Origin of the sequence: Vreelandella lionensis (assembly GCF_002087295.1) — a bacterium.
GTDB lineage: Bacteria > Pseudomonadota > Gammaproteobacteria > Pseudomonadales > Halomonadaceae > Vreelandella > Vreelandella lionensis.
In genome coordinates this window covers 135584-156265 of the sequence record NZ_MWVI01000074.1, presented here as the reverse complement: position 1 = coordinate 156265, position 20682 = coordinate 135584, and the positions used below count along the sequence as shown (strand labels likewise).

Genomic DNA, 20682 nt, shown 5'->3' with positions numbered 1-20682 from the left:
AACCCTCTGAAAATGGGGGGATTACCCTCATACCTGGCACGGAGAGCAGGTAAAGTGTTTCCTGAATGGCGGACCAACTTTCTTCGGAAACCAGAACGGCTTTGTTGCGCTTATCCATAATGACGATGGGTTGGTGGGACTCGGCAGACGGTCTCGTCGATCAACCGATTTAGGTTGCTGCGCGCCTCAGTGGCTGTGATTCCGGTTATGGCGCACCTCTTGCGTGCTTAACTTTCCTTGAAATGTACGCTTTTGGGTACGTACGTTAAGACGGACGCCACTGCATAACGCCGCCAGCACGCGCGGTTTAGTAGTGAAGGCGAAGCCGCAACGGAAAAGCCGTCGCTGTGCCTGGCCTTGTTAGGCTTTGAATCAATCCTAGAAAAGGTCATCAGAAGCATGCTTAGATTTCGGACTCCTACCTTTATTCATTAGCTTTCCCAAGTTATTCTTGGCTAAGAAAAGAATTTCACTAATCTGAGGCTCGATGGAGTATAGAGACACACCCACTTCTGGAGCGGCCAGCAAATGAATAACATTCCACGACTGATGTGGCTTGACATGTTCTGGCAGCGAGAACATTAAGCATAAAGCCGCACGAGCGAGCTGCTCCTTGCTCGGCAAATCTTTCTCATTATTTCTTACCGACCAAATATAATGTTCGACCATGTCCTCAGATTCCACAAATTCATTGGCGAATTTCTCGTCGTTCATAGTGGCTAGAGTTTCGGCATAACTGAAAAACTCACGAGGGATTTTTTTATTTTTCTGTTTCACTTGAAACTCCGCGTTTTGAAAAAATCCTCTAGAAGATGACGTTAGGAATATTCATTTTAAAAAATTATTCAATACTTGAAGCTATTCAATAAGCCATATTGGGCCGAAGGAACTGAAACAAGCATTTAATACGGCGGAGCTTGTAATGCCACCCATTGGGATAAGCTCGCCCCATTTGTTTATTTGAAAAACAACGGTTTCGAAAGATCTGCCATTGGATAATTCATGTGAATCGACAATCCTAACTTCGCCATCCCTTTCCAAAACGAAGGTATTAGTTTTTATTTCATTTCCGTTTTGACTAGGAAGCCTAGCAAGAATTATATTGAACAAAGGTAGGTAGCGGTCATCCATTCTGCTGTTACATTTGATATCGAAGTTGCGAACGATTTCTTCGGCATCACGTGTTTCAAAATGAACCATGTCCCCATAGTCTTTTGCCAGTTCAGCAATATACATTAAATTGGAAGGATTAATCCATTGAGCGGCACTCATTTGGTTTTGTGGCGCTCCGCGCCCACGATCATACATAGACGCAAGGAGTTCTTGAGCCCTTATTTTGCCTTTAAGAGCAGCACTGCGGAACCATTTAACTGCTTCCTGATCGTTTTGTTCGACGCCGCGACCATTAGCATAGGCAATCCCAAGGTTAGTTTGAGCCCATGCTAATCCCTGATTGGCAGCTAAGCTATGCCATTTAAATGCTTCTACAAGATCTTTCTTAACCCCTCGTCCGTGTTCATACATCAACGCAAGATTAGCTTGAGCCTCAGAATTTCCCTGTTCAGCAAGAGGTTTGAACAATCTAAAAGCGGTAGAGTAATCCTTTTCCTCCAGAGCTTTTTCAGCCGCGGAGAATGATTGCAATAGTGTCAATTCTTGTCCAAAAACAGGTGCGTAAAGACAAAGAACAAGTATGAATATAGGATAACGAATCACAATTTTTGAAACCTCTTCTGATTAAGTCCTACCGCAAAAGCTATTGATTGCGTGATGGCATAAATTTTTACAAGGCCTGCCTGCTGGTTGATTGGCATGAATTTTTATGCTTTTATCTCAACCCAAAATCATCGTTCGGAGCGAGCAAAAGCTTTGGCCCTGAGCACCAGCGAAATTCACCTTCGGAAGGTAGCTCGTGTGGAAACGGCAAAACTCCGAGTTCATACGCATTTAAAAGAGCATCTGTTGAAAGGTGTTTATCACCTTGCTCTACACATTTGTCGCAAACGAGACGACTGTTCACGGCGCGAACTTCTGTATACCTCAAAATCTTAGATTTTCGTAAGATCTCGTAATTTTCTCTAATTGCTTTTGAGAAGCCTTGCACTGCTTTGGGGTCGCATATCCCTAAGAGTTGGTTGCATGCCTCATAGGATTCTCGGGGCTCTGGAGATGACGCGCGATATATTGCCTCACGCGCTGTAGTTCCAGCCAATGTTATCGTAACGGGAGAAGGAAAGAAGGAGACTGAACTCAATATGCTTTCGAACTTTTCCCAAAACTCTTCAATACCAAGGGTGTAGCCATTTAATTCAATTTTACGAATTTCACGTATCTTTTCGTTTGCTTTCCTAACGCGTTCTTGTTCGAGTTCAAACGGCGTTATCCCAATTCTCCGTGCGAGCGCTATTTGGTCTTCCGCTTCACTGAGAACTTTGTCTTTTAGCGCTACACGCTGTTCCGGTGTAAGTTCGATATAACAGTTGATGAGGCTTTCTATCTCAAACCAGACTTTATCTTTGTATTTTTCCTCATCCGAACTGAGGTCAGCGATGTTTTTTATCATTGCCCTATTCATCCGTACTGATATTTATTTCGGAGATCGGAACTCTCACGTGTGTTGAATTCTCCTCACTAAGCCACTGAGGAAGAATTGATAACTCTAGGTTGATTGGCACATTGGGGTCATCAAATTTCCCGTTCTCAAGTGCAGCAACAAGTGCCACCTTGGTTTTTTTGTCCAAGTAGATATTGAGTAAGGCTCCCTCACTCCGATGCCGAATGTATATCTCAATGCCGCTCATTTCATTTTTCCTTCTTCGGTTACACAGCGTAACTCGGCAGCCTAACAGTGATTATACACCCTGCAATAAAACCTCAATGAACGCGACGTCACATTGACTGCTGGTTCACAGCCATCAAATTGACTCTACACCATTGACTCTATTGAAAGCAAAGCGAATTTTGGCTTTATATCCAAAATTCGCGGGCTTGCGCGTTTTGCTTGCCTCAATAATACTGTCTTTATGAACAGCATAATTGGGGCATCCACCTATGAAACTGATGGAACGCGTCAAGGCAACCATAGGGGGCAAGCACTCAATGCCATCGTCTTTTCTTGTTGTTTATTGATTTCACGGCAGCCCACTTCTGTGCGCCCAATAAAATAAGCCCCCTTGCATCTCCCCCACCCGCCTCCTACACTCCATCCACGAACAGCTTGACGGGGTGCCGGTGATATCCGGCTGAGATGGCGCAGGGTGAGCTTTTGGCTACCGAGCGCTGGTCCCGCTGAACCTGATCCGGCTAATGCACTGCTTTTTGAATGGCGGCGCGGGTACCGGCGTAGGGATCAAGCGATGGCCGCGGCGCACCTTTACGCCACCCTTCCGTGCCATTCCCTCGATCTTTCTCGCCTGCCCTCCGGATCATTACCACCGGAGGCATCATGGGCTACCGCTTTACCGATCTCACCACCGCTTGCCAAGACGATTGGTGCGCTTATATCGAGCACGATTTCGTGCGCCAGCTGGGCAACGCCACGCTGCCTGAGGCGTCGTTTCGCCACTACCTGAAGCAGGATTACCTGTTCTTGATCCACTTCGCCCGCGCCTACGCGCTGGCCGCCTACAAAAGCCCCACCCTGGCGGATCTGCGCCAAGCCCATGAAGGCCTGAAAGCCATTGTGGATGTGGAGCTGGGCTTGCACGTGGGCTTTTGCGAGGAGTGGGGCATCAGTGAGCAAGCGCTTGCCGAACTCCCCGAAGCCCGCGCCACGCTGGCCTACACCCGCTATGTGTTGGATACCGGCAACCGAGGCGATCTGCTGGATTTGCACGTGGCGCTGGCCCCCTGCTTGGTGGGCTACGGCGAAATCGCCAACTGGCTGAACGCGCAGCCTTCTACCCTGCGCGACGCGCAAAACCCTTTCGATGCTTGGATTGCCATGTACGAAGGCGAGGAATTCCAAGCCGCCATGCAGGCGGAACTTGCGTGGCTGGATGCCCGCTTAGCCGATGTCACCCCCGCCCGTTTTGCTGAGCTAAGCAAAATCTTCCGCGATGCCACCCGCCTGGAAATCGATTTTTGGCAGATGGGTTTAGACCTTTCTGAATAATGACCAACAACAAGGAAACCGTTATGACCAAGACTGTTAAAAGTAAAACTGCCCACTTTTTAGCCGAAACCGCCCAGGTGGATGCCGCCGCCGTGGCGCCGCTGCCCGGCTCGCGCAAGGTGTACGTGGAAGGCTCGCGGCCAGATATTCGCGTGCCGTTTCGGGAAATCCCTCTCCCGCCCACCAAAACCAGTGGCGTGGATGAAAAGAACCCGCCGCTGCTGGTGTACGACACCTCCGGCCCCTACACCGATCCCAACGCCAATATCGATTTGCGCCAAGGCCTGCCGGAGCTTCGCCGGGCCTGGATTGAAGAGCGCAACGACACCGAGTTTTTAGATGGCCCCACCAGCCAATACGGCCAGCGCCGCGCCAACGACCCGACGCTGGCCCAGCTGCGCTTTGATTTAACCCGCCCCCGCGCCGGGCACAAGCGGGCAAGAACGTGACCCAGCTGCACTACGCCCGCCAGGGCATCATCACGCCGGAAATGGAGTTTATCGCCCTGCGGGAAAACCAACGCCGCCAGGCGTTGGGTACGGCAGAGGTGGAGCGCATTCTGGGCCATCAGCATGCGGGCCAGAGCTTTGGCGCTAGCCTGCCCAAGGAAATTACCCCGGAGTTCGTGCGCGATGAGGTGGCCCGTGGGCGGGCGATTATTCCCAATAACATCAACCATCCGGAAAGCGAGCCGATGATCATTGGCCGCAACTTCCTGGTGAAGATCAACGGCAACCTGGGCAACTCGGCGGTCACCTCTTCCATTGAAGAGGAAGTGGACAAGATGACCTGGGGCATCCGCTGGGGCGCGGATACCATCATGGACCTCTCCACCGGCCAGAACATCCATGAAACCCGCGAGTGGATCATCCGCAACTCGCCGGTGCCGATTGGTACGGTGCCCATCTATCAGGCGCTGGAGAAGGTCAACGGCATTGCCGAAAACCTCACCTGGGAGATCTTCCGCGATACGCTGATCGAGCAGGCGGAACAGGGGGTGGATTACTTCACCATTCACGCGGGGGTGCTGCTGCGCTATGTGCCGCTCACCGCCAACCGCGTCACCGGCATTGTTAGCCGTGGCGGCTCCATCATGGCAAAGTGGTGTTTGTATCACCATCAAGAGAGCTTCCTGTATACCCACTTCGAGGAGATCTGCGAGATCTGCAAGCAGTACGATGTGGCGTTCTCGCTGGGCGACGGCCTGCGCCCCGGCTCGATTGCCGATGCCAATGATGAAGCGCAAATGGCGGAGCTGAAAACCCTAGGCGAGCTGACCCACATTGCCTGGAAGCACGATGTACAGGTGATGATCGAAGGCCCCGGCCATGTGCCCATGCACCTGGTGAAGGAGAACATGGACAAGCAGCTGGAGTACTGCGACGAAGCGCCCTTCTATACCCTTGGGCCGCTGGTGACGGATATCGCCCCCGGCTACGACCATATTACCTCTGGCATTGGGGCGGCGATGATTGGTTGGTTTGGCTGCGCCATGCTCTGCTACGTGACGCCGAAAGAGCACCTGGGCCTGCCCAATAAGGACGACGTAAAAACCGGCATCATTACCTACAAGATTGCCGCCCACGCAGCGGATTTAGCCAAGGGCCATCCGGCCGCGCAGCGCCGTGATAATGCGCTCTCCAAGGCGCGCTTCGAGTTCCGCTGGGAGGACCAGTTCAACCTGGGCCTAGACCCCGACACCGCGCGGGAATACCACGATGAAACCCTACCGAAGGACTCCGCCAAGGTGGCGCACTTCTGCTCCATGTGCGGGCCGAAGTTCTGCTCGATGAAGATCAGTCAGGAAGTGCGCGATACCTACCGCGACCGCGCCCCGGAAAACGCCAGCGAAAGCGACGCCGAAGCAGTGAAGCGCGGCATGCAGGAGCAGGCGGAGAAGTTCCGCCGGGAAGGCAGCGAGCTTTACCAGGAGGTATAAAAAAGCGGCATCGCACGCTGCCTGTGGCCCTCAGGAAACCTTGAGGGCCACTTTTAATACGCCGTCGCGCTGGTGGGAGAACAGGTCGTAGGCTTCGACGATATTATCCAGCGCGTAACGGTGGGTCACCATGGGGCCAAGATCCAACCGTCCGGCGGCAATGATGCTCATCAGCCTGCGCATACGCTCTTTGCCGCCAGGGCAAAGTGAGGTAACGATCTTGTGGTCACCCAGGCCCGCACAGAAAGCACCCAGCGGAATCGTTAGGTCTTGGGAGTAAACACCCAGGCTGGAGAGCGTTCCACCGGGTTTTAGCACCCGCAGAGCGGACTCAAAAGTCTGTTGCAGTCCAAGCGCTTCAATCGCGGAATCGACGCCGCGCCCGCCGGTGATTTTGAGAATTTCCTCGACCACATCCACCTTGCGGAAATCCAGCGTTACATCCGCGCCCATCTGCTTGGCCATCTGTAAACGCTCATCAACACCGTCTACCGCAATGATCATCCCGGCCCCACGCAACCGCGCACCCGCCGTGGCGCATAGGCCAATCGGCCCTTGGGCGAATACCGCCACCGTGTCGCCAATTTTGATACCAGCGGCTTCGGCACCGGCAAAGCCGGTGGACATAATATCCGGGCACATCAGCACTTGTTCGTCGGTTAGGCCATCCGGCACTGGCGAGAGGTTGGCCTGGGCATCCGGCACCAGCAGGTACTCGGCTTGGGCGCCGTCGATGGTGTTACCAAAGCGCCAGCCGCCCATCGGTTTATACCCGTGGCCGTGGTGGCCGCCATCCTGCGAGCAGCAATCATCCTGGCAGGCGTAGGAGGTAAAACTGGGGCAGATGGCGCCAGCAATGACCCGCTGGCCTTCTTGGTAGCCCTTAACGTTGGCACCCAGTTTTTCAATAATACCCACGGGTTCATGGCCGATGGTTAAGCCGCGCTCCACCGGGTACTCACCTTTCAGGATATGTATATCGGTGCCGCAGATCGTGGTGGTGGTCACACGCATCAGCGCGTCGTTGGGGCCGATCTCGGGAATGGGTTTTTCGTCAATTTCGATGCGGCCGGGCTCAACGAAAATGGCCGCTTTCATCATGGTAGGCATGGAACACTTCCTCAGTGAGGGGAGTCATGACACATCACCATTACGTCATAGCAGGCGTTCCGCTATCTTGCGCTCCATCAAGGTTGTGCAAGATAAAAATAGTCGCCTGATCGGTTGTTTATTGATCTATGTCAATGCGATCAATTATCAATAATTAGATACTAAAATAGTGCTTTCAATTTAACCGTAGTGCTTCTCCCTGAGCGTGGCGGCGATACTCATGGTTTCAACCGTGTTTTGTATTCCGAGAGTACGACCTGACTTTTTGCTCAGCACGGTACTGATGCTGCCTCTGGCCGGGTGCATCTCGCTACCACCGCCCGACTCCACTCCAGCGGTTGAACTGCCCTCCACCTACCAAGTTGGCTCAACGGCACTCTCTGAAATATCTGCAGCTCCCAACCTCCCCTGGCGCGACTACTTTACCGATTTGCAGCTACAGCGCCTGATTGAACAAGCACTGACCACCAACCGCCATTTGCGCAGCGCACTGCTGAGGGTTGAGCAGGCTCGCGCCCTCTATGGCATTCAGCAATCAGAGTTGCTGCCAACCATCGGTGCCGAAGCCAGTAGCGAGCGCTCTCGTGTGCCTAGCGACCTGAATGCCCCCAGCGCTCCTCAAGTTAGCAACCGATATGAGGTGGGCGTTGGTTTCAACCACTGGGAGCTGGATTTCTGGGGCCGGGTACGTAGCCTGAACGAGGCTGCATTAGAAGAGTACTTGGCCACCGACGAGGCGCGCCGCGCTGTCGAACTGAGCCTTATCGCTCAAGTGGCCAATAGTTACTACCTGTTGCTGGAGCTTGATAACCGCCTACAGCTCGCCCACCAGACCATCGCAAGCCGCGAACAGTCCTTACTGATTTTTAACCGTCGAGTCGAGGTGGGCGCCGCAGCGCAGCTTGAACTGCGTCAAGTCGAGGTGTTGCTGCATCAAGCAAGGGCGCTCGGTGCTCAGCTCGAGAATGCCCGCGCCCAACAGGCCAATGCCCTGGCGTTACTGCTGGGCTCCCCCGCCGAAACAGCGTGGCAGCTACCCCCGTTGGCAGATAGCGATGAATTGTTTGCCCTGCCTCCCGGCCTGCCTTCCGAGTTACTGGTTAATCGCCCTGATATTCGTGCGGCAGAACATGCGCTGCGTGCGGCTAATGCCAATATCAGCGCGGCACGGGCAGCGTTTTTTCCGCGCATTGCCCTCACCAGCTCGCTAGGCACTGCCAGTAGAGATCTCGACAACCTATTCAGTCACGATAGCCGTACCTGGCAATTCGCCCCTACGATCTCGTTACCGATCTTCACTGCTGGCCGACTTCGCGCCAGTCTCAATTTAGCCGAAGTGCGTCGTGAGCAGGCGGTGGTGGATTATGAACAGACTGTTCAGGAGGCATTCCGCGATGTTGCGGACGCCTTGGCAGCAGAGCGGTGGCTAGTGGAAGAGGCACAAACGGCTAGCGATTTGCTCGCTGCACAACGCGAGCGCGCACGCCTCGCGCAGCTACGTTATGACCACGGGGCAGTACCCTATTTAGAGGTGCTCGACGCCCAGCGTGACCTGCTGGATGCCGAGCAGCAACAGGTACAGATACGTCGTAAAATGATTTCAGCCCGCATCGCGCTGTATGCCGCGCTGGGTGGCGGAGAGCATCAGGCGGCTATCGAAAGCGCTCGTACCCACCGTTCTCTTGTTCACTCTCTATAGGGCGCCCATACGTCATGCACGCCATTAAAAAACTGTTGATTGCCCTGGCTATTCTTGCCGTCGCCGCTGGGCTTTATTACTACTGGGTCGACCTGGATGACGAGGGTTTCGGTGAAGGCTTTGCCAGTGGAAATGGCCGTCTTGAGGCCGTCGAAATTGATATCGCGACCAAGCTTGCCGGGCGCATTCACAACGTATTGGTCGACGAAGGCGACATGGTCATCGTTGGCCAAACGCTGGCGCTAATGGATACGAAAGCGCTAGAGGCACAACGGGACGAGGCTATTGCCCAACATCAACAGGCCACCCATCTCGTGCTCAGTGCCGAGGCTCAGGTCGTCATGCGCGAAAGCGATCAGGCGGCCGCTGAAGCGACCGTGGTACAGCGCGAGAGCGAACTCGATTCAGCCCAGCGCCACCTGGCACGCACTGAGGCGCTTGCCCGTGATGGTGCCGCCTCAACCCAAGAGCTTGATGATGACCGTGCCCGTGTCAATGGTTCTCAAGCCGCCGTTAGCGCGGCCAGGGCCCAAGTAGCGGCTGCCAGGGCCGCAGTGGAAGCGGCACGCGCGCAGTTAATCGGTACTCGCTCTAGTGTGACAGCGGCTTTGGCCACCATCGCCCGTATCGACGCCGATATCAATGATAGCCAGCTGGTGTCACCTCGGGATGGTCGTGTGCAATTTCGCGTCGCCCAGCCCGGCGAGGTGCTTGCTGCAGGAGGCCGGGTACTCAATCTGGTCGACCTGAATGATGTTCACATGGCCTTCTTCTTACCCACGGAGATTGTCGGTCGAGTAGCGCTGGGTAGTGAAGCTCGCATCGTGCTCGATACCATGCCCAACTTCCCGATTCCCGCACGTATCTCCTTCGTTTCCAGCACTGCGCAATTTACGCCCAGAACCGTGGAGACAGCTTCCGAGCGCCAGAAACTCATGTTTCGGGTTAAGGCACAGATCGACCCGGAGCTACTACGTGAGCATCAAGACCAGGTTAAAACCGGCCTACCAGGCGTCGCTTGGGTCAAGCTGGATGCCGACGCTGAGTGGCCGGCCGCGCTGGCGGGCCAGGCCTTACCATGACCCCGCTCCCTTCCACCAACGCGGCGGCTGAATCTCCCAAAAGCGTCGCGCAACTGGTGGGCGTGCGCCTGCACTACCGCAAGAAGAGAGTGCTGGATGGCATTGACCTGGAGATACCCGGTGGCTGCATGGTGGGGCTGATCGGCCCTGACGGTGTCGGTAAATCCAGCCTGCTGGCGCTACTGGCTGGGGCACGCGCTGTGCAGGAGGGCTCGGTCACTTCGTTAGGGGGCGACATGCGCGATAAGCGGCATCGCAAGCGCATAGGAGCCCGTATCGCCTACATGCCCCAGGGGCTAGGCAGAATCTTTACCCTACGCTGTCGGTGGAGGAGAATCTGCAATTCTTCGCCCGGCTGTTTGGCCACGGAGCCAGCGAACGCCGCCGCCGTATTGATGATCTTACCCGCAGAACGGGGTTGCTGCCGTTTCTAAACCGCCATGTAAGCAAGCTCTCCGGTGGCATGAAGCAGAAGCTTGGGTTGTGCTGCGCATTGATCCATGACCCCGACCTGTTGCTTCTTGACGAGCCCACCACTGGTGTCGATCCGCTGGCCCGTGTTCAGTTTTGGGAGCTAATCGCCCGCCTTCGCGCTGAGCGTCCGCAAATGAGCATCATCGTGGCCACTGCTTATATGGATGAAGCCCAGCGATTCGATTGGCTGGTAGCCATGGATGCGGGTCGCATACTGGCTACCGGTGATGCACCCGCACTGTTAGCACGCACTGAGTGCGATTCACTCGATGCGGCCTTTATCAAGCTGCTGCCAGAAGAGAAAAAGCGCGGCTACCACCCCATTCACATCCCTCCTTTACCTGCCGTTGCCGATACAGACATCGCCATCGAAGCTAAGGGCTTGACCATGCGTTTCGGCGACTTTATCGCCGTTGATCACGTCAGTTTTCGCATTCGCCGTGGTGAAATCTTTGGCTTTCTCGGCTCCAATGGCTGCGGCAAGTCAACAACCATGAAGATCCTCACCGGCCTGCTGCCCGCAAGCGAAGGGCAGGCCTGGCTGCTGGGCCAGGAGGTAGATCCCCGCGATATGGATACCCGCCGCCGGGTGGGTTATATGTCCCAAACGTTCTCGCTGTATAACGAGCTGACCGTGCACCAGAATCTGGTTCTGCATGCCCGCTTGTTTCAGAGTGGTAAACATGAGATCCCCACTCGGGTCGATGAGATGGTCAAGCGCTTCATGCTCGATAATGTTCTCAATGAGCTGCCCGAAAGCTTGCCTCTGGGGGTGCGCCAGCGATTATCGTTAGCAGTGGCGATGGTACACAGACCCGAGCTACTGATACTCGACGAACCCACCTCAGGCGTCGACCCGATAGCCCGTGACCATTTCTGGCATCTTTTGATTGAGCTGTCGCGACGAGACCGGGTGACGATTTTTATCTCTACCCATTTCATGAACGAAGCTGAGCGCTGCGACCGCATATCGATGATGCACGCGGGACAAGTGCTTGACAGCGATACGCCAGCAGCGCTCATCAAGAAGCGAGGAGCCGCATCGCTGGAAGAGGCTTTTATCGGCTATCTGCTTGGTGCCCAAGAAAGTGACAAGCCACCACACACTAGCGATGCCTTGGTCACCTCTTCCCCTTCCGATGATAAGGCGCGCTTTACAGCACCACGCCACCGGCATTTTAGCTTCCAGAGGATGCTCAGCTATATGTGGCGCGAAACGCTGGAGCTTCGCCGTGATCCTGTACGCGCGTCCCTGGCCTTAGCTGGTTCGCTGATTCTGATGTGCGTAATCAGCTTCGGCGTGAGCATGGATGTGGAGAATCTTAGCTATGCGATCCTTGACCGCGACCAGACTACTATCAGCCACCATTACGCGCTGAACCTGTCGGCATCGCCCCATTATTTTACTGAGCATGCCCCTCTTTATGACTATGCCGAGTTGGATCGACGCATGCGCAGTGGAGAGCTGGCCCTGGCAATCGAAATCCCCGAAGGGTTTGGCAGAGACGTCATACGTAGCCACGATGCAGCCATCGGGGCGTGGATTGATGGTGCTATGCCCCAGCGCGCTGAAACCGTACAGGGCTATGTACTGGGTATTCACCAGCAGTGGCTGCAAGGCCGTAACGAAAACACCAACGGACCGCCAGCGGCCAGCATCGAAAACCGCTACCGTTACAACCCCGATATACAGAGCCTTTCGGCCATGGTGCCCGCCGTTATTCCCATGCTGTTGTTAATGCTGCCAGCCATGCTGACCGCGCTCTCAGTGGTGCGCGAGAAGGAAATGGGGTCGATCATCAACCTTTATGTCACGCCGGTGACCCGTACCGAATTCCTGGTGGGCAAGCAAATTTTTTACATCGGCTTGGCAATGGTCAACTTTTTGCTGATGACCGGACTGGCAGTCACCCTCTTCGGCGTACCGATGACGGGCAGCTTTTGGGCGCTGGCCCTTTCGGCGCTGGTATTCTCTATCATCTCTACCGGCATGGGCCTGCTGGCATCCACCATCACCCGCAGTCAAATCGCTGCCATGTTCTTTGCCATGATTGGCACCTTAATCCCCGCCACCCAGTTTTCGGGGCTGACCGACCCTGTTTCGTCACTGGACGGACTCGGGCGCTTTATCGGTAATATTTATCCGGCAACCTATATGTTCGCTATCAGCCGCGGCGTATTCAGCAAAGCACTCACCCTACGGGATCTTATCGGTTCACTCTTGCCGATGCTGCTGTCGGTGCCAGTGATAACAGGTCTGGCAATCGCCTTACTTAAGAAGCAGGAGCGTTAGCATGCACCGGCTTACGCTTATTTTTCGCCTCGGTATCAAGGAGTTCTGGAGCTTATTGCGCGACCCGGCAATGCTGGTGCTTATTGTTTATGTGTTCAGTGTCGCCGTTTACGCCTCAGCCACGGCGTTGCCCGAGACGTTGAACAAAGCGCCTATTGCTATCGTCGATGAAGACGGCTCGCCTCTCTCTGCACGGATCATCTCTGCGTTTTACCCACCACAATTCCTATACCCAGAAATGATCTCATTTTCGGAGATGGATGCTGGGCTCGATGCTGGAGACTACACCTTCGTGCTAGTCATTCCTTTCGATTTCCAGCGCGATGTACTTGCTGGGCATACACCCGCCCTACAGCTTAATATTGATGCCACGCGCATGAGCCAAGCCTTTTCGGGTAACAGCTATGTGCAGCAGATCGTGATGAGTGAGGTCAACACGTTTGTTCAGCGCTACCGTGAAAGCGCTTCACCTGCGGTTGACCTGGTGCTGCGAGCCCGCTTCAATCCTGGGCTGGAACATTACTGGTTTGGCTCGCTGATGGCGATTGTCGATAACGTCACGCTGCTCTCGATTATTCTTACCGGCGCAGCGCTAATACGCGAACGTGAACACGGTACCATCGAGCACCTATTGGTCATGCCCATCTCACCAACCGAGATCATGCTCGCCAAGGTATGGTCAATGGGGGCCGTGGTCTTACTGGCGGTGGCCCTCTCCCTCACCTTTATTGTGCGTGGGCTACTGCAGGGGCCCGTTGAAGGTTCGATCATCCTCTTTCTAACAGGTGCAGCGCTGCATCTGTTTGCCCCCACTTCAATGGGTATTTTCCTGGCCACCCTGGCGCGCAATATGCCCCAATTCGGCATGCTGATGGTCTTGTTCCTACTCCCGCTACAAATGCTTTCAGGTAGCAATACCCCACGCGAGAGCATGCCAGACCTGGTTCAGAACATTATGCTACTGGCCCCGACCACTCACTTTGTCGAGTTAAGCCAGGCCATTCTCTTCCGCAGCGCTGCCCTAGGTGTCGTCTGGAAACAGTTCTTGGTGCTGCTGTTGATTGGCAGCGTACTATTCAGCATTTCCCTGGCACGTTTCCGCAAAGCCATTAACCATGTGGCTTGAGGCAATATTATTAAGACCCTATAACGCCAACAGGGGGCCGAAGCCCCCTGTTAATATAAGTACTGCAAACTGCAACTAATATGAGTACTGCGTCATTTAGCGCTGTTTTGTCTGGCTCTCCTTGGCGCTACCTTTGCCTTCTGCAGTTCGCCTTTTGCTTGCTGGGCTTTACCTTTGCCTTCGGTTTTGTTGCTGCCGGTGGCCTTGCCTGCTGCTTCTTTCACTTTACCTGCGGCTTTGTTAGCCGCACCTTTCGCTTTATCTTCTTTGCCACTTGCCATGACGAACACCTCTAATCCGTTAGTAGGGAAAATGCCGCACGCCGAGTAAACACTTACTTCAACGTCGGCTCACTTTCAGAGTAGTCCTTTGTTAAAAAGTTGCCTCAACTTCTTTCAGGCAGACGCGTCGGCTCCCAGCGGTTGAGTAAATAATGTAAGCAAACCATCACCGAGCGCGTGCCAATCAGTGCAACGCTCATAGAAGAAAAACGGTACAAGGCGCTATAGACAAGATCTTGCTGCGGCCCGAGGGATTGGCCAAACAGAATTCCCATGGTGGTTAGCCCGCCAAAACCAATGCCCGAGCCGCCCCCTTCCAACACATGCTCGCGGGCGAACAGCATCAGCCCTAACCAGTAGAGCAGTATCACCAGTAGAAAGTGGTGGCTTTGGGTGTAGAGGGCCCAGTTGCATCACCAGCGCTAAGTTGCAGCCCAGCAGCGTGCCCACCGCACGCTTAGCGGCTGAAATTTGAGCACCGAAATAGCCCAGCGTAAACAGAATCAGGATGGTGGCCATTTGCGCCGAGAGCGAATCGCGCAGGTCGAACACCTGAAACACTACGAACGATAGCGTAGCAGTCATGCCGCCGATCAGTGTTTCATGGCGAATTTGTGCCGCCGGTTTGGTGCCTCTGGGGGGCGGCTGACGTGGCTCTACATCGGGAAACAGCGTATGCATCAGCATGGCGATAAACACCGCCAGTAAGCTTGCCATTAGATTACTGGCCAGTAGATCGCTTAAATCTACCCCTGGGTAGCTGGCAAAGTGCAGTAAAATACTGAGCGTCAGTACGCCGTTCGCGCCGAACAGAAACAGTGGGCCTTTGGCCATTAAATTAAAGCGCATCAGGAACAGGCCCAACACTACTAGCGTCATCACCACGGGCATATGCTTTAACAGCCCAATCACCAGACTCACTTCCAGTACGTTGAGGCTCACGTTAGAGAGAAACTGGCGAATAATTGAGCCATTTAAAACCGGCACCAGCCCGAGCAGAAACATCGGGAACACGGTAAAAAATACGCCGTAGTTCCAGCCCATTAGTTGGCTGATCATAAAGCCCAGCGTGCCAGCACCCGCGACCCGCAGGCACTGACGAAGCCCATTCTGGCTCAGTGCAGCCTTGGTGGGCGCGGGCTTAGTAGATGCTGATCTAGTAAACATAGTGTAGCCAGCTGATGAGATTAGCCTGCAGCCAAGCAAATGGCTTGGCTAGCGCGTGCCCCCCAGGCACCAGTTGCACCGTGGCCCGCGCACCGCTGGTTGGCAGCTCCTCCAGCGGTTCATCCAGCACGACGTGAATGCGCACCCGCTGGGCATCCCGCACCCAGCGGTCAGAGGTGGGGATGTCCACCAACTGCCCATCGGCTGCCTGCTGGCCTTCCCGTACGCCAGCATCAAACGCCCTTACATGGCCTGCAAAAATACGCCCCGGTAGCGCATCGAAGACTACCTTCGCTTCATCGCCTGGGGCGATGTGGCGCAGGCTTTTTTCACGAAAATCAGCCACCACATCCACCTCACTAGCCACAAGCGCCACCGCTGGCTGGCCTGCCTGAACGTAGTCCCCTGGCTGAAGCTGCAGGTTAGTCACCTCGCCCGCTTCGCGCGCCCTTACGTCCGTGCGGGCCACGTCCAGCTCGGCTTTTTCGAGAGCATTGTTAGCTTGTCGCAGCCGTAGATTGGCTTCGCCCTCTTCGCCCAACTGTACTTCCAGGCTATCGATCTGTGCGCGGGCCGCGGCCACGGCCGCCCGGGCCGTGTGTTCGGCGGCCACCTGCTGCTCGTACTGCTGGCGGGAAATTCCCTGGCGGCCTAATAGCGCCTCGGCACGGCGGCGTTCACCGCTGCGCTCTTCATAGGTTGCCTGGGCAGATGCCAGCGAGGCCCTGGCGGCCGCTAACTCAGCGGTTAAGCGAGCATTCTCCTGCTCAGCTTGTTCGCGGTTTAACTGCGCTTGGTTAAGCGCTAACTGAAATGGCTCGGGATTTAGGCGAAACAGTACATCACCAGCTTCAACCCGCTGGTGGTCGCGTACCACAACCTCACTAACCGGCGCACTTAGCTCCGGAGCAATACGCGTAACGGGGCGCATCGCCCTCGCCTCTGGGGTCATCGGCATAAAGCTATCGGCGAGCAAGAAATAGACAAACAGCAGCAAAAACGCCGCTAGGGCTATCTTCACCCAGCGGGTAAATCGTTGATCAGGGGTAATTAGCATTACTCGTTCACTGTTCCCAAACGGTCATGGCCCTTGGGAAGCGTTAGATGGAATACTTTAGTCTAACAAAATTATTAGCAAGCTAACAATGATCTCTTGTTTGACGATAAAAAAAGCCGCTCTGTTACGAGCGGCCGCGGCCATGTACTTATTTTGCAACTCTTTCAAGCTAGCGCCAGGATGGGCCACCCATAACGTCAGGCAACCACAAGGCAATCTCTGGGAAGGCAAGAACCAGTGCTAACACCACTAATTGAGCAAGGATGAAAGGCACAACGCCTTTATACATATGCTTGAGGGTTACTTCTGGAGGAGTGATAGCTCTTAGGTAAAAAATTGCCGGGGCTAAGGGTGGCGTGAGATAACTGGTTTGCAACACCACCAGGAAGGCGACGCAAAACCAGATTTCATCAAAACCTAGCATTCTTACAATCGGCATCGCCACGGGGATAATAATGAGCACTACCGAGATCAAATCCAGTACGAACCCTGCAATAAATGCAATCAGCAGAATCAATCCTAGAATCATCCACGGGCTCAAACCTGTATCCATGAGCAGCGCCTGAACCGTAGCCATTCCTCCTGAAGCAAAGAAGACGCCTGCAAACATACTGCCGCCCATAACGATAAGCAGAATCATCGCAGAGATATTGACGGTCTTCACCGCTGACGTCCAAAGCACGGCAACATTTAAATTCCGGTAAGCAGCAGCCAAAATAATGGCTCCCAATGCACCACAGGCTGCAGCCTCTGTTGGTGTTGCCATGCCCAAAAGAATAGTGCCCAGTACGGTAAAAATCAGCAGCATGGTCGGCACTAATGCCACTAATGTAATACGCAGTTTCTCACCTAACGCAATATCTGGCTCTTGCTCTTGAATACGTGGTGCCATCTCTGGCTTGAGGTAAGCTATGCCAATGATATAGATCAAAAACATCACTGCCATTAAGAAGCCTGGTATTAGCAAACGACTGAACAGTGAGCCAACCGATACCCCTGCTACAGGGCCAAGCACCACCACCGTAATAGACGGTGGTATCGCAGTACCCAAGGAGCCACTGGCACAGATCGTGCCTGACATTAGGCTTTTACTGTACTGATGCTTAAGCATGACAGGAATAGCCAACATGCCAATAACTGCTTCTGTTGCACCCACAACACCACTAGAAGCAGCAAACAGTGTCCCCAATATAATGGCACCGATACCTAGTCCACCGGGTAGGCGACGCGTCCACATATGAATTGCTTCAAATAAACGCTCGGCGATACCTGAACGTTCAAGCATTGCGCCCATAAAGATAAACAACGGTACCGCAGCGAGAATCGAGTTAGATGCTGTATCTTCGATTTTAGTCAATAGCTGGTAAGCAGCCACATCACCAAACTGGATAATGCCAAAGCCGGTTGCCACCAAAATCATTGAGAAAGCGATAGGAAAACCAGCAATGATCAACGTCATCAGTGCAGGAAACATAAGCAACGCAAGATAGCTACTCATTCGGCCGACTCCTCTGCTTGATGTTTACCTGTTAGCAAACATATTGATTTAAGAAGTTCTGCGAATACTTGGAGTGCCAACAGCGCAAACCCCACGAACCATACCGTAAAAATCGGCCAGACCACCGGATTCCAAGCTGAACGTCCTGAGCGCTCATTGGTTTCAAAAGCAGACAGCGCGTATTTAGATAGCTCCCATACCAGCCATACCAATACGGGCAGGAAAAGTACGTAACCAATCGTTCGAATGGCAGCATTGGCACGCTGACTCAGTTGCAGAGTCATAATATCCACACTGACGTGCTGGCCAACACGCAGGGCATTGGCCATTCCCAGCATAAACATTGCACCCATGACCATGTAGCTAACTTCAAAGGCCCATAATGTTGGCCTACCAGCTACATAGCGGCTCAACACTTCAATGATTAATGCACCTATTAAGGGAAGGACAAGAAGTGCGCCCAACCAACCAGCAAAGCGGGTCAGCGCCTCTATGGATCGGATTAGTTTCATGAGGGAATCTCAGCGGATAAGAGAGACATAAGACAACAAACAAAAGAGAGGCCCGTAAGGCCCCTCTGATCATTTACACAGCAACGGTTAGCGAGCCATTACACCAATGGGCAGGCGATATTCTGACCAGCTGTTCATGTCATTTTTAAAGGAACGCTGAGATTCTAGAACCCGAGCAAACCACTCATTTTCTGCGGCATACTCATCTTCCCATTTGGTTGTCTCTTCATAAATGGCATCGATGAAGGACTGATCTAGCTCTACAATCTCATTCGGGCCGTTAACCAACTCTTGATAGGCATCAAGATCAGCGAATGAGCTAGCAAGCCAAGTATCGAAAACCGATAGTTTACCCGCAAGACGCAGCATGCTCTGGTCTTCTTCGCTCAGCTCATCCCAAGTGTCACTATTGACCTGGCACTCGAGGAAACCGCCAGACTGGTGAACGCCAGGCGTAATCACATATTGCGCCACTTCCTGAAACCCTGTTGGGCGGTTCATTTCGGGGCTGCCCCACTCAGCAGCATCAATAACGCCACGCTCAAGGGCGCTATAGATATCACTACCCGCCATGACCACGGTCGATGCCCCTAGGCGAGAAGCAATCTCTGCCCATGCACCGGAAGTACGCAGCCGCAAGCCCTGGAAGTCTTCAAGCGTTTTGACAGGCTTATTAGAGTGAAGGAAAATTTCGGTGCCAAGTATGGCACACGGAAATGCTACAACATCAAACACTTCACGACGATATTCTTCGTAAAGGTCCGCACCACCGCCTTCATACATCCACAACATGAACTCTTCCGGTGTTAGACCACTGGAGTGGCCTGCCAGCAAAGCGGTCGTGGGGTCTGTGCCGTAATCATAGTTAATGTAGTTATGACTTACTTGAGCAACGCCTGATTTAACAGTATTGGTAACACGCAGCGCGCTACCCAGTGTGCCACCTGGGTAGACTTCGATGGCGATTTTCCCATTCGTCAACTCGTTAACGCGGTCTGCAAACATCTGTGCGTCGCGCTCAAGCCACGGGCCACCACTCCAAGGCGTTGCCATACGCCAATTCATATCCGCCGCAGCGGCAGATGCTGATACACCAATGCTCAGACCAACGGCTAAAGCGATTTTATTTACGTTATGCATGATGGTTTCCTCATAAATGGAGCGTTATAAGTTGTTCGCTGGCCATTACTTATGTTTATCGTTTTTTTGAAGGTACCATCTTCGTGTATGCAGCATTTGGCCCAGACTCAGAAGAATTATGCTGAGCCTCAGAAATAGGCAAACTCAACGTAAAAAACCCCGCTGCCTGAGCCTTTGCTCAGCAGCAGGGTGCTTTATTTAGCACGTCAACGTAAGTGCGTCTCTTTAGAAGCGATAGCGCAGGCCGACGCTATAGGCATCCAGGTCGTACTCTGCTTGGCTTAGGTAACGGGTGGCATCGGCGCTGATGGCGAGGGAGTCAGAAACGTCAAACTCAGCCCCGGCACCAAAGGAGATATCGTCATCGCGGCCGCTGTAGTTAGCGAAGGCGGTTGTTTCTGTGAGTTTCACTTCAGAATAACCTAGTAAGCCGAACAAGCGAGCGCTGCTGCCTAACGGCACAATTCCTTTTAAATAACCACCGACTAAGTAGTCCAGTTCAATGTCTGATCCATAGTGGCTTGTCAGAACCTCCCGTTGCACCATGAAACTCAACGGCTAGGTACTCGTCCAATTTCATGCCTGCCACAAGGCGCAGGCCAACAGCGTCAAAACTTTCATCCGCACCATCCAGGTCTAATGCCCATGCCATGGCATCTGCCCCCACATAGCTCTGTGGGTAGCCTGCGTCGTAACCAACGCCGAACGACTGTGCGTGTACAGCGCCGCTCATTAACAATGCAGAGGCCACCGCTAGCGCTTTAGCTGATACTTTCATCTTGTTTCCTTAACGTTATAGCACCACTAAGGCGCCTTTAATAAAGGCCACAAGACTAACTAGATTTAATATAAAATACAATTAAAAAACCCCGCTGCATAAGCTATTCACTTAGTACAGCGGGGTTGTATTCCCTTGATAAACTATTGACTTATCGCGACTAATTTTTAAAACCGATAACTCAGACCTATGCTGGCTACATCAAAATCATAAGCTGATTTATCTAGGTAGCGCATATAATCGGCACCTACTGACACATTAGGTGCGATATCCATTTCTGCACCCGCACCGTAGGAAAAACCGCTTCCACGATCACTGTTGATATTAAACCTCAGTGAAACCCGCCAAACCATAAAGGCGTATATTAGGCGCCACAGGAACAATCCCTTTTGCATAAGCACCTGCTATGTAA

At 53.5% G+C, this 20682-nt stretch carries 19 protein-coding genes, 3 pseudogenes and 1 riboswitch; of the genes and pseudogenes, 7 read left to right on the top strand and 15 right to left on the bottom strand.

Annotated features, from left to right (window positions below; genetic code table 11):
* The 5 genes and pseudogenes from B4967_RS21540 to B4967_RS10835 form a co-directional block, all read right to left on the bottom strand.
* A pseudogene (locus tag B4967_RS21540) lies at nucleotides 1–118 on the bottom strand (hypothetical protein); the annotation flags it as partial.
* 260 nt (nucleotides 119–378) lie between these two features.
* Nucleotides 379–777 carry a hypothetical protein gene (locus B4967_RS10850; protein ID WP_083025192.1) on the bottom strand — a complete coding sequence of 133 codons (399 nt, stop codon included), beginning with the start codon at nucleotides 775–777 and terminating at the stop codon, nucleotides 379–381.
* An 81-nt stretch (nucleotides 778–858) separates the two neighbouring features.
* A complete protein-coding gene (locus B4967_RS10845) occupies nucleotides 859–1716 on the bottom strand; it encodes a tetratricopeptide repeat protein (RefSeq protein ID WP_139794471.1) in 858 nt (285 codons plus the stop codon).
* 112 nt (nucleotides 1717–1828) lie between these two features.
* A complete protein-coding gene (locus B4967_RS10840; RefSeq protein ID WP_083025188.1) occupies nucleotides 1829–2563 on the bottom strand; it encodes a hypothetical protein in 735 nt (244 codons plus the stop codon).
* A gap of 4 nt (nucleotides 2564–2567) precedes the next feature.
* Entirely contained in the window at nucleotides 2568–2801 is a 234-nt protein-coding gene (locus B4967_RS10835; RefSeq protein WP_083025186.1) for a hypothetical protein, read from the bottom strand.
* A gap of 410 nt (nucleotides 2802–3211) precedes the next feature.
* Nucleotides 3212–3366, top strand: a riboswitch (TPP riboswitch).
* A 79-nt stretch (nucleotides 3367–3445) separates the two neighbouring features.
* Here B4967_RS10835 and tenA point away from each other — a divergent pair.
* Nucleotides 3446–4114 (top strand): thiaminase II, encoded by a 669-nt coding sequence (gene tenA / locus B4967_RS10830; protein ID WP_083025185.1) that lies wholly within the window; start codon nucleotides 3446–3448, stop codon nucleotides 4112–4114.
* A 23-nt stretch (nucleotides 4115–4137) separates the two neighbouring features.
* Nucleotides 4138–6053: pseudogene (thiC, locus tag B4967_RS10825) on the top strand (phosphomethylpyrimidine synthase ThiC).
* 30 nt (nucleotides 6054–6083) lie between these two features.
* Here thiC and B4967_RS10820 read toward each other — a convergent pair.
* Nucleotides 6084–7163 carry an NAD(P)-dependent alcohol dehydrogenase gene (locus tag B4967_RS10820; RefSeq protein WP_083025184.1) on the bottom strand — a complete coding sequence of 360 codons (1080 nt, stop codon included), beginning with the start codon at nucleotides 7161–7163 and terminating at the stop codon, nucleotides 6084–6086.
* A 265-nt stretch (nucleotides 7164–7428) separates the two neighbouring features.
* Between B4967_RS10820 and B4967_RS10815 the strand changes: the two genes are divergently transcribed.
* Genes B4967_RS10815 through B4967_RS10800 form a run of 5 tightly spaced genes read left to right on the top strand, consistent with a single transcriptional unit; the run spans nucleotide 7429 to nucleotide 13837 of the window.
* Nucleotides 7429–8862 (top strand): efflux transporter outer membrane subunit, encoded by a 1434-nt coding sequence (locus tag B4967_RS10815; protein WP_243470521.1) that lies wholly within the window; start codon nucleotides 7429–7431, stop codon nucleotides 8860–8862.
* A 14-nt stretch (nucleotides 8863–8876) separates the two neighbouring features.
* Nucleotides 8877–9944: an HlyD family secretion protein gene (locus B4967_RS10810; RefSeq protein WP_083025182.1), complete on the top strand. Its 1068-nt coding sequence runs from the start codon at nucleotides 8877–8879 to the stop codon at nucleotides 9942–9944.
* Nucleotides 9941–10378 (top strand): ATP-binding cassette domain-containing protein, encoded by a 438-nt coding sequence (locus B4967_RS21535; RefSeq protein WP_479694229.1) that lies wholly within the window; start codon nucleotides 9941–9943, stop codon nucleotides 10376–10378. The genes B4967_RS10810 and B4967_RS21535 overlap by 4 nt, the downstream gene beginning before the upstream one ends.
* Nucleotides 10270–12711, top strand: coding sequence for a ribosome-associated ATPase/putative transporter RbbA (gene rbbA / locus B4967_RS10805; protein WP_479694228.1), 2442 nt, complete (start codon nucleotides 10270–10272; stop codon nucleotides 12709–12711). The genes B4967_RS21535 and rbbA overlap by 109 nt, the downstream gene beginning before the upstream one ends.
* A gap of 1 nt (nucleotide 12712) precedes the next feature.
* On the top strand, nucleotides 12713–13837 hold the full coding sequence (locus tag B4967_RS10800) for an ABC transporter permease (RefSeq protein ID WP_083025181.1): 1125 nt from the start codon (nucleotides 12713–12715) through the stop codon (nucleotides 13835–13837).
* A 92-nt stretch (nucleotides 13838–13929) separates the two neighbouring features.
* Here the strand turns inward: B4967_RS10800 and B4967_RS10795 are convergent, their stop codons facing one another.
* The 9 genes and pseudogenes from B4967_RS10795 to B4967_RS20370 form a co-directional block, all read right to left on the bottom strand.
* Complete coding sequence (locus B4967_RS10795; protein WP_083025179.1) at nucleotides 13930–14118, bottom strand: CsbD family protein; 189 nt, start codon at nucleotides 14116–14118, stop codon at nucleotides 13930–13932.
* A gap of 104 nt (nucleotides 14119–14222) precedes the next feature.
* A pseudogene (locus B4967_RS10790) lies at nucleotides 14223–15285 on the bottom strand (DUF2955 domain-containing protein).
* Nucleotides 15275–16336, bottom strand: a complete 1062-nt coding sequence (locus B4967_RS10785; protein ID WP_083025203.1) for an HlyD family secretion protein — start codon at nucleotides 16334–16336, stop codon at nucleotides 15275–15277. Before B4967_RS10785 ends, B4967_RS10790 begins: the two are co-directional and overlap by 11 nt.
* 175 nt (nucleotides 16337–16511) lie before the next feature.
* Nucleotides 16512–17840, bottom strand: coding sequence for a TRAP transporter large permease (locus B4967_RS10780; protein ID WP_083025177.1), 1329 nt, complete (start codon nucleotides 17838–17840; stop codon nucleotides 16512–16514).
* Nucleotides 17837–18352 carry a TRAP transporter small permease subunit gene (locus B4967_RS10775; protein ID WP_083025175.1) on the bottom strand — a complete coding sequence of 172 codons (516 nt, stop codon included), beginning with the start codon at nucleotides 18350–18352 and terminating at the stop codon, nucleotides 17837–17839. Before B4967_RS10775 ends, B4967_RS10780 begins: the two co-directional genes overlap by 4 nt.
* 87 nt (nucleotides 18353–18439) lie before the next feature.
* Nucleotides 18440–19492 (bottom strand): type 2 periplasmic-binding domain-containing protein, encoded by a 1053-nt coding sequence (locus B4967_RS10770; RefSeq protein WP_083025173.1) that lies wholly within the window; start codon nucleotides 19490–19492, stop codon nucleotides 18440–18442.
* A gap of 225 nt (nucleotides 19493–19717) precedes the next feature.
* Nucleotides 19718–20038 (bottom strand): outer membrane beta-barrel protein, encoded by a 321-nt coding sequence (locus B4967_RS10765; protein ID WP_083025172.1) that lies wholly within the window; start codon nucleotides 20036–20038, stop codon nucleotides 19718–19720.
* Entirely contained in the window at nucleotides 19992–20270 is a 279-nt protein-coding gene (locus B4967_RS10760; RefSeq protein WP_083025170.1) for a hypothetical protein, read from the bottom strand. The genes B4967_RS10765 and B4967_RS10760 overlap by 47 nt, the downstream gene beginning before the upstream one ends.
* Nucleotides 20271–20437: 167 nt before the next feature.
* Entirely contained in the window at nucleotides 20438–20623 is a 186-nt protein-coding gene (locus tag B4967_RS20370) for an outer membrane beta-barrel protein (RefSeq protein ID WP_279384697.1), read from the bottom strand.
* Between the last annotated feature and the right edge of the window lie 59 nt (nucleotides 20624–20682).

Coding starts and splice junctions, on each gene's coding strand:
- B4967_RS10775 (WP_083025175.1), bottom strand. CDS start 18,352: ATGAAACTAATCCGATCCATAGAGGCGCTGACCCGCTTTGCTGGTTGG.
- B4967_RS21535 (WP_479694229.1), top strand. CDS start 9,941: ATGACCCCGCTCCCTTCCACCAACGCGGCGGCTGAATCTCCCAAAAGC.
- B4967_RS10795 (WP_083025179.1), bottom strand. CDS start 14,118: ATGGCAAGTGGCAAAGAAGATAAAGCGAAAGGTGCGGCTAACAAAGCC.
- B4967_RS10780 (WP_083025177.1), bottom strand. CDS start 17,840: ATGAGTAGCTATCTTGCGTTGCTTATGTTTCCTGCACTGATGACGTTG.
- B4967_RS10765 (WP_083025172.1), bottom strand. CDS start 20,038: ATGGTGCAACGGGAGGTTCTGACAAGCCACTATGGATCAGACATTGAA.
- B4967_RS10840 (WP_083025188.1), bottom strand. CDS start 2,563: ATGATAAAAAACATCGCTGACCTCAGTTCGGATGAGGAAAAATACAAA.
- B4967_RS20370 (WP_279384697.1), bottom strand. CDS start 20,623: ATGGTTTGGCGGGTTTCACTGAGGTTTAATATCAACAGTGATCGTGGA.
- B4967_RS10800 (WP_083025181.1), top strand. CDS start 12,713: ATGCACCGGCTTACGCTTATTTTTCGCCTCGGTATCAAGGAGTTCTGG.
- tenA (WP_083025185.1), top strand. CDS start 3,446: ATGGGCTACCGCTTTACCGATCTCACCACCGCTTGCCAAGACGATTGG.
- B4967_RS10760 (WP_083025170.1), bottom strand. CDS start 20,270: ATGAAAGTATCAGCTAAAGCGCTAGCGGTGGCCTCTGCATTGTTAATG.
- B4967_RS10810 (WP_083025182.1), top strand. CDS start 8,877: ATGCACGCCATTAAAAAACTGTTGATTGCCCTGGCTATTCTTGCCGTC.
- B4967_RS10835 (WP_083025186.1), bottom strand. CDS start 2,801: ATGAGCGGCATTGAGATATACATTCGGCATCGGAGTGAGGGAGCCTTA.
- B4967_RS10820 (WP_083025184.1), bottom strand. CDS start 7,163: ATGCCTACCATGATGAAAGCGGCCATTTTCGTTGAGCCCGGCCGCATC.
- B4967_RS10770 (WP_083025173.1), bottom strand. CDS start 19,492: ATGCATAACGTAAATAAAATCGCTTTAGCCGTTGGTCTGAGCATTGGT.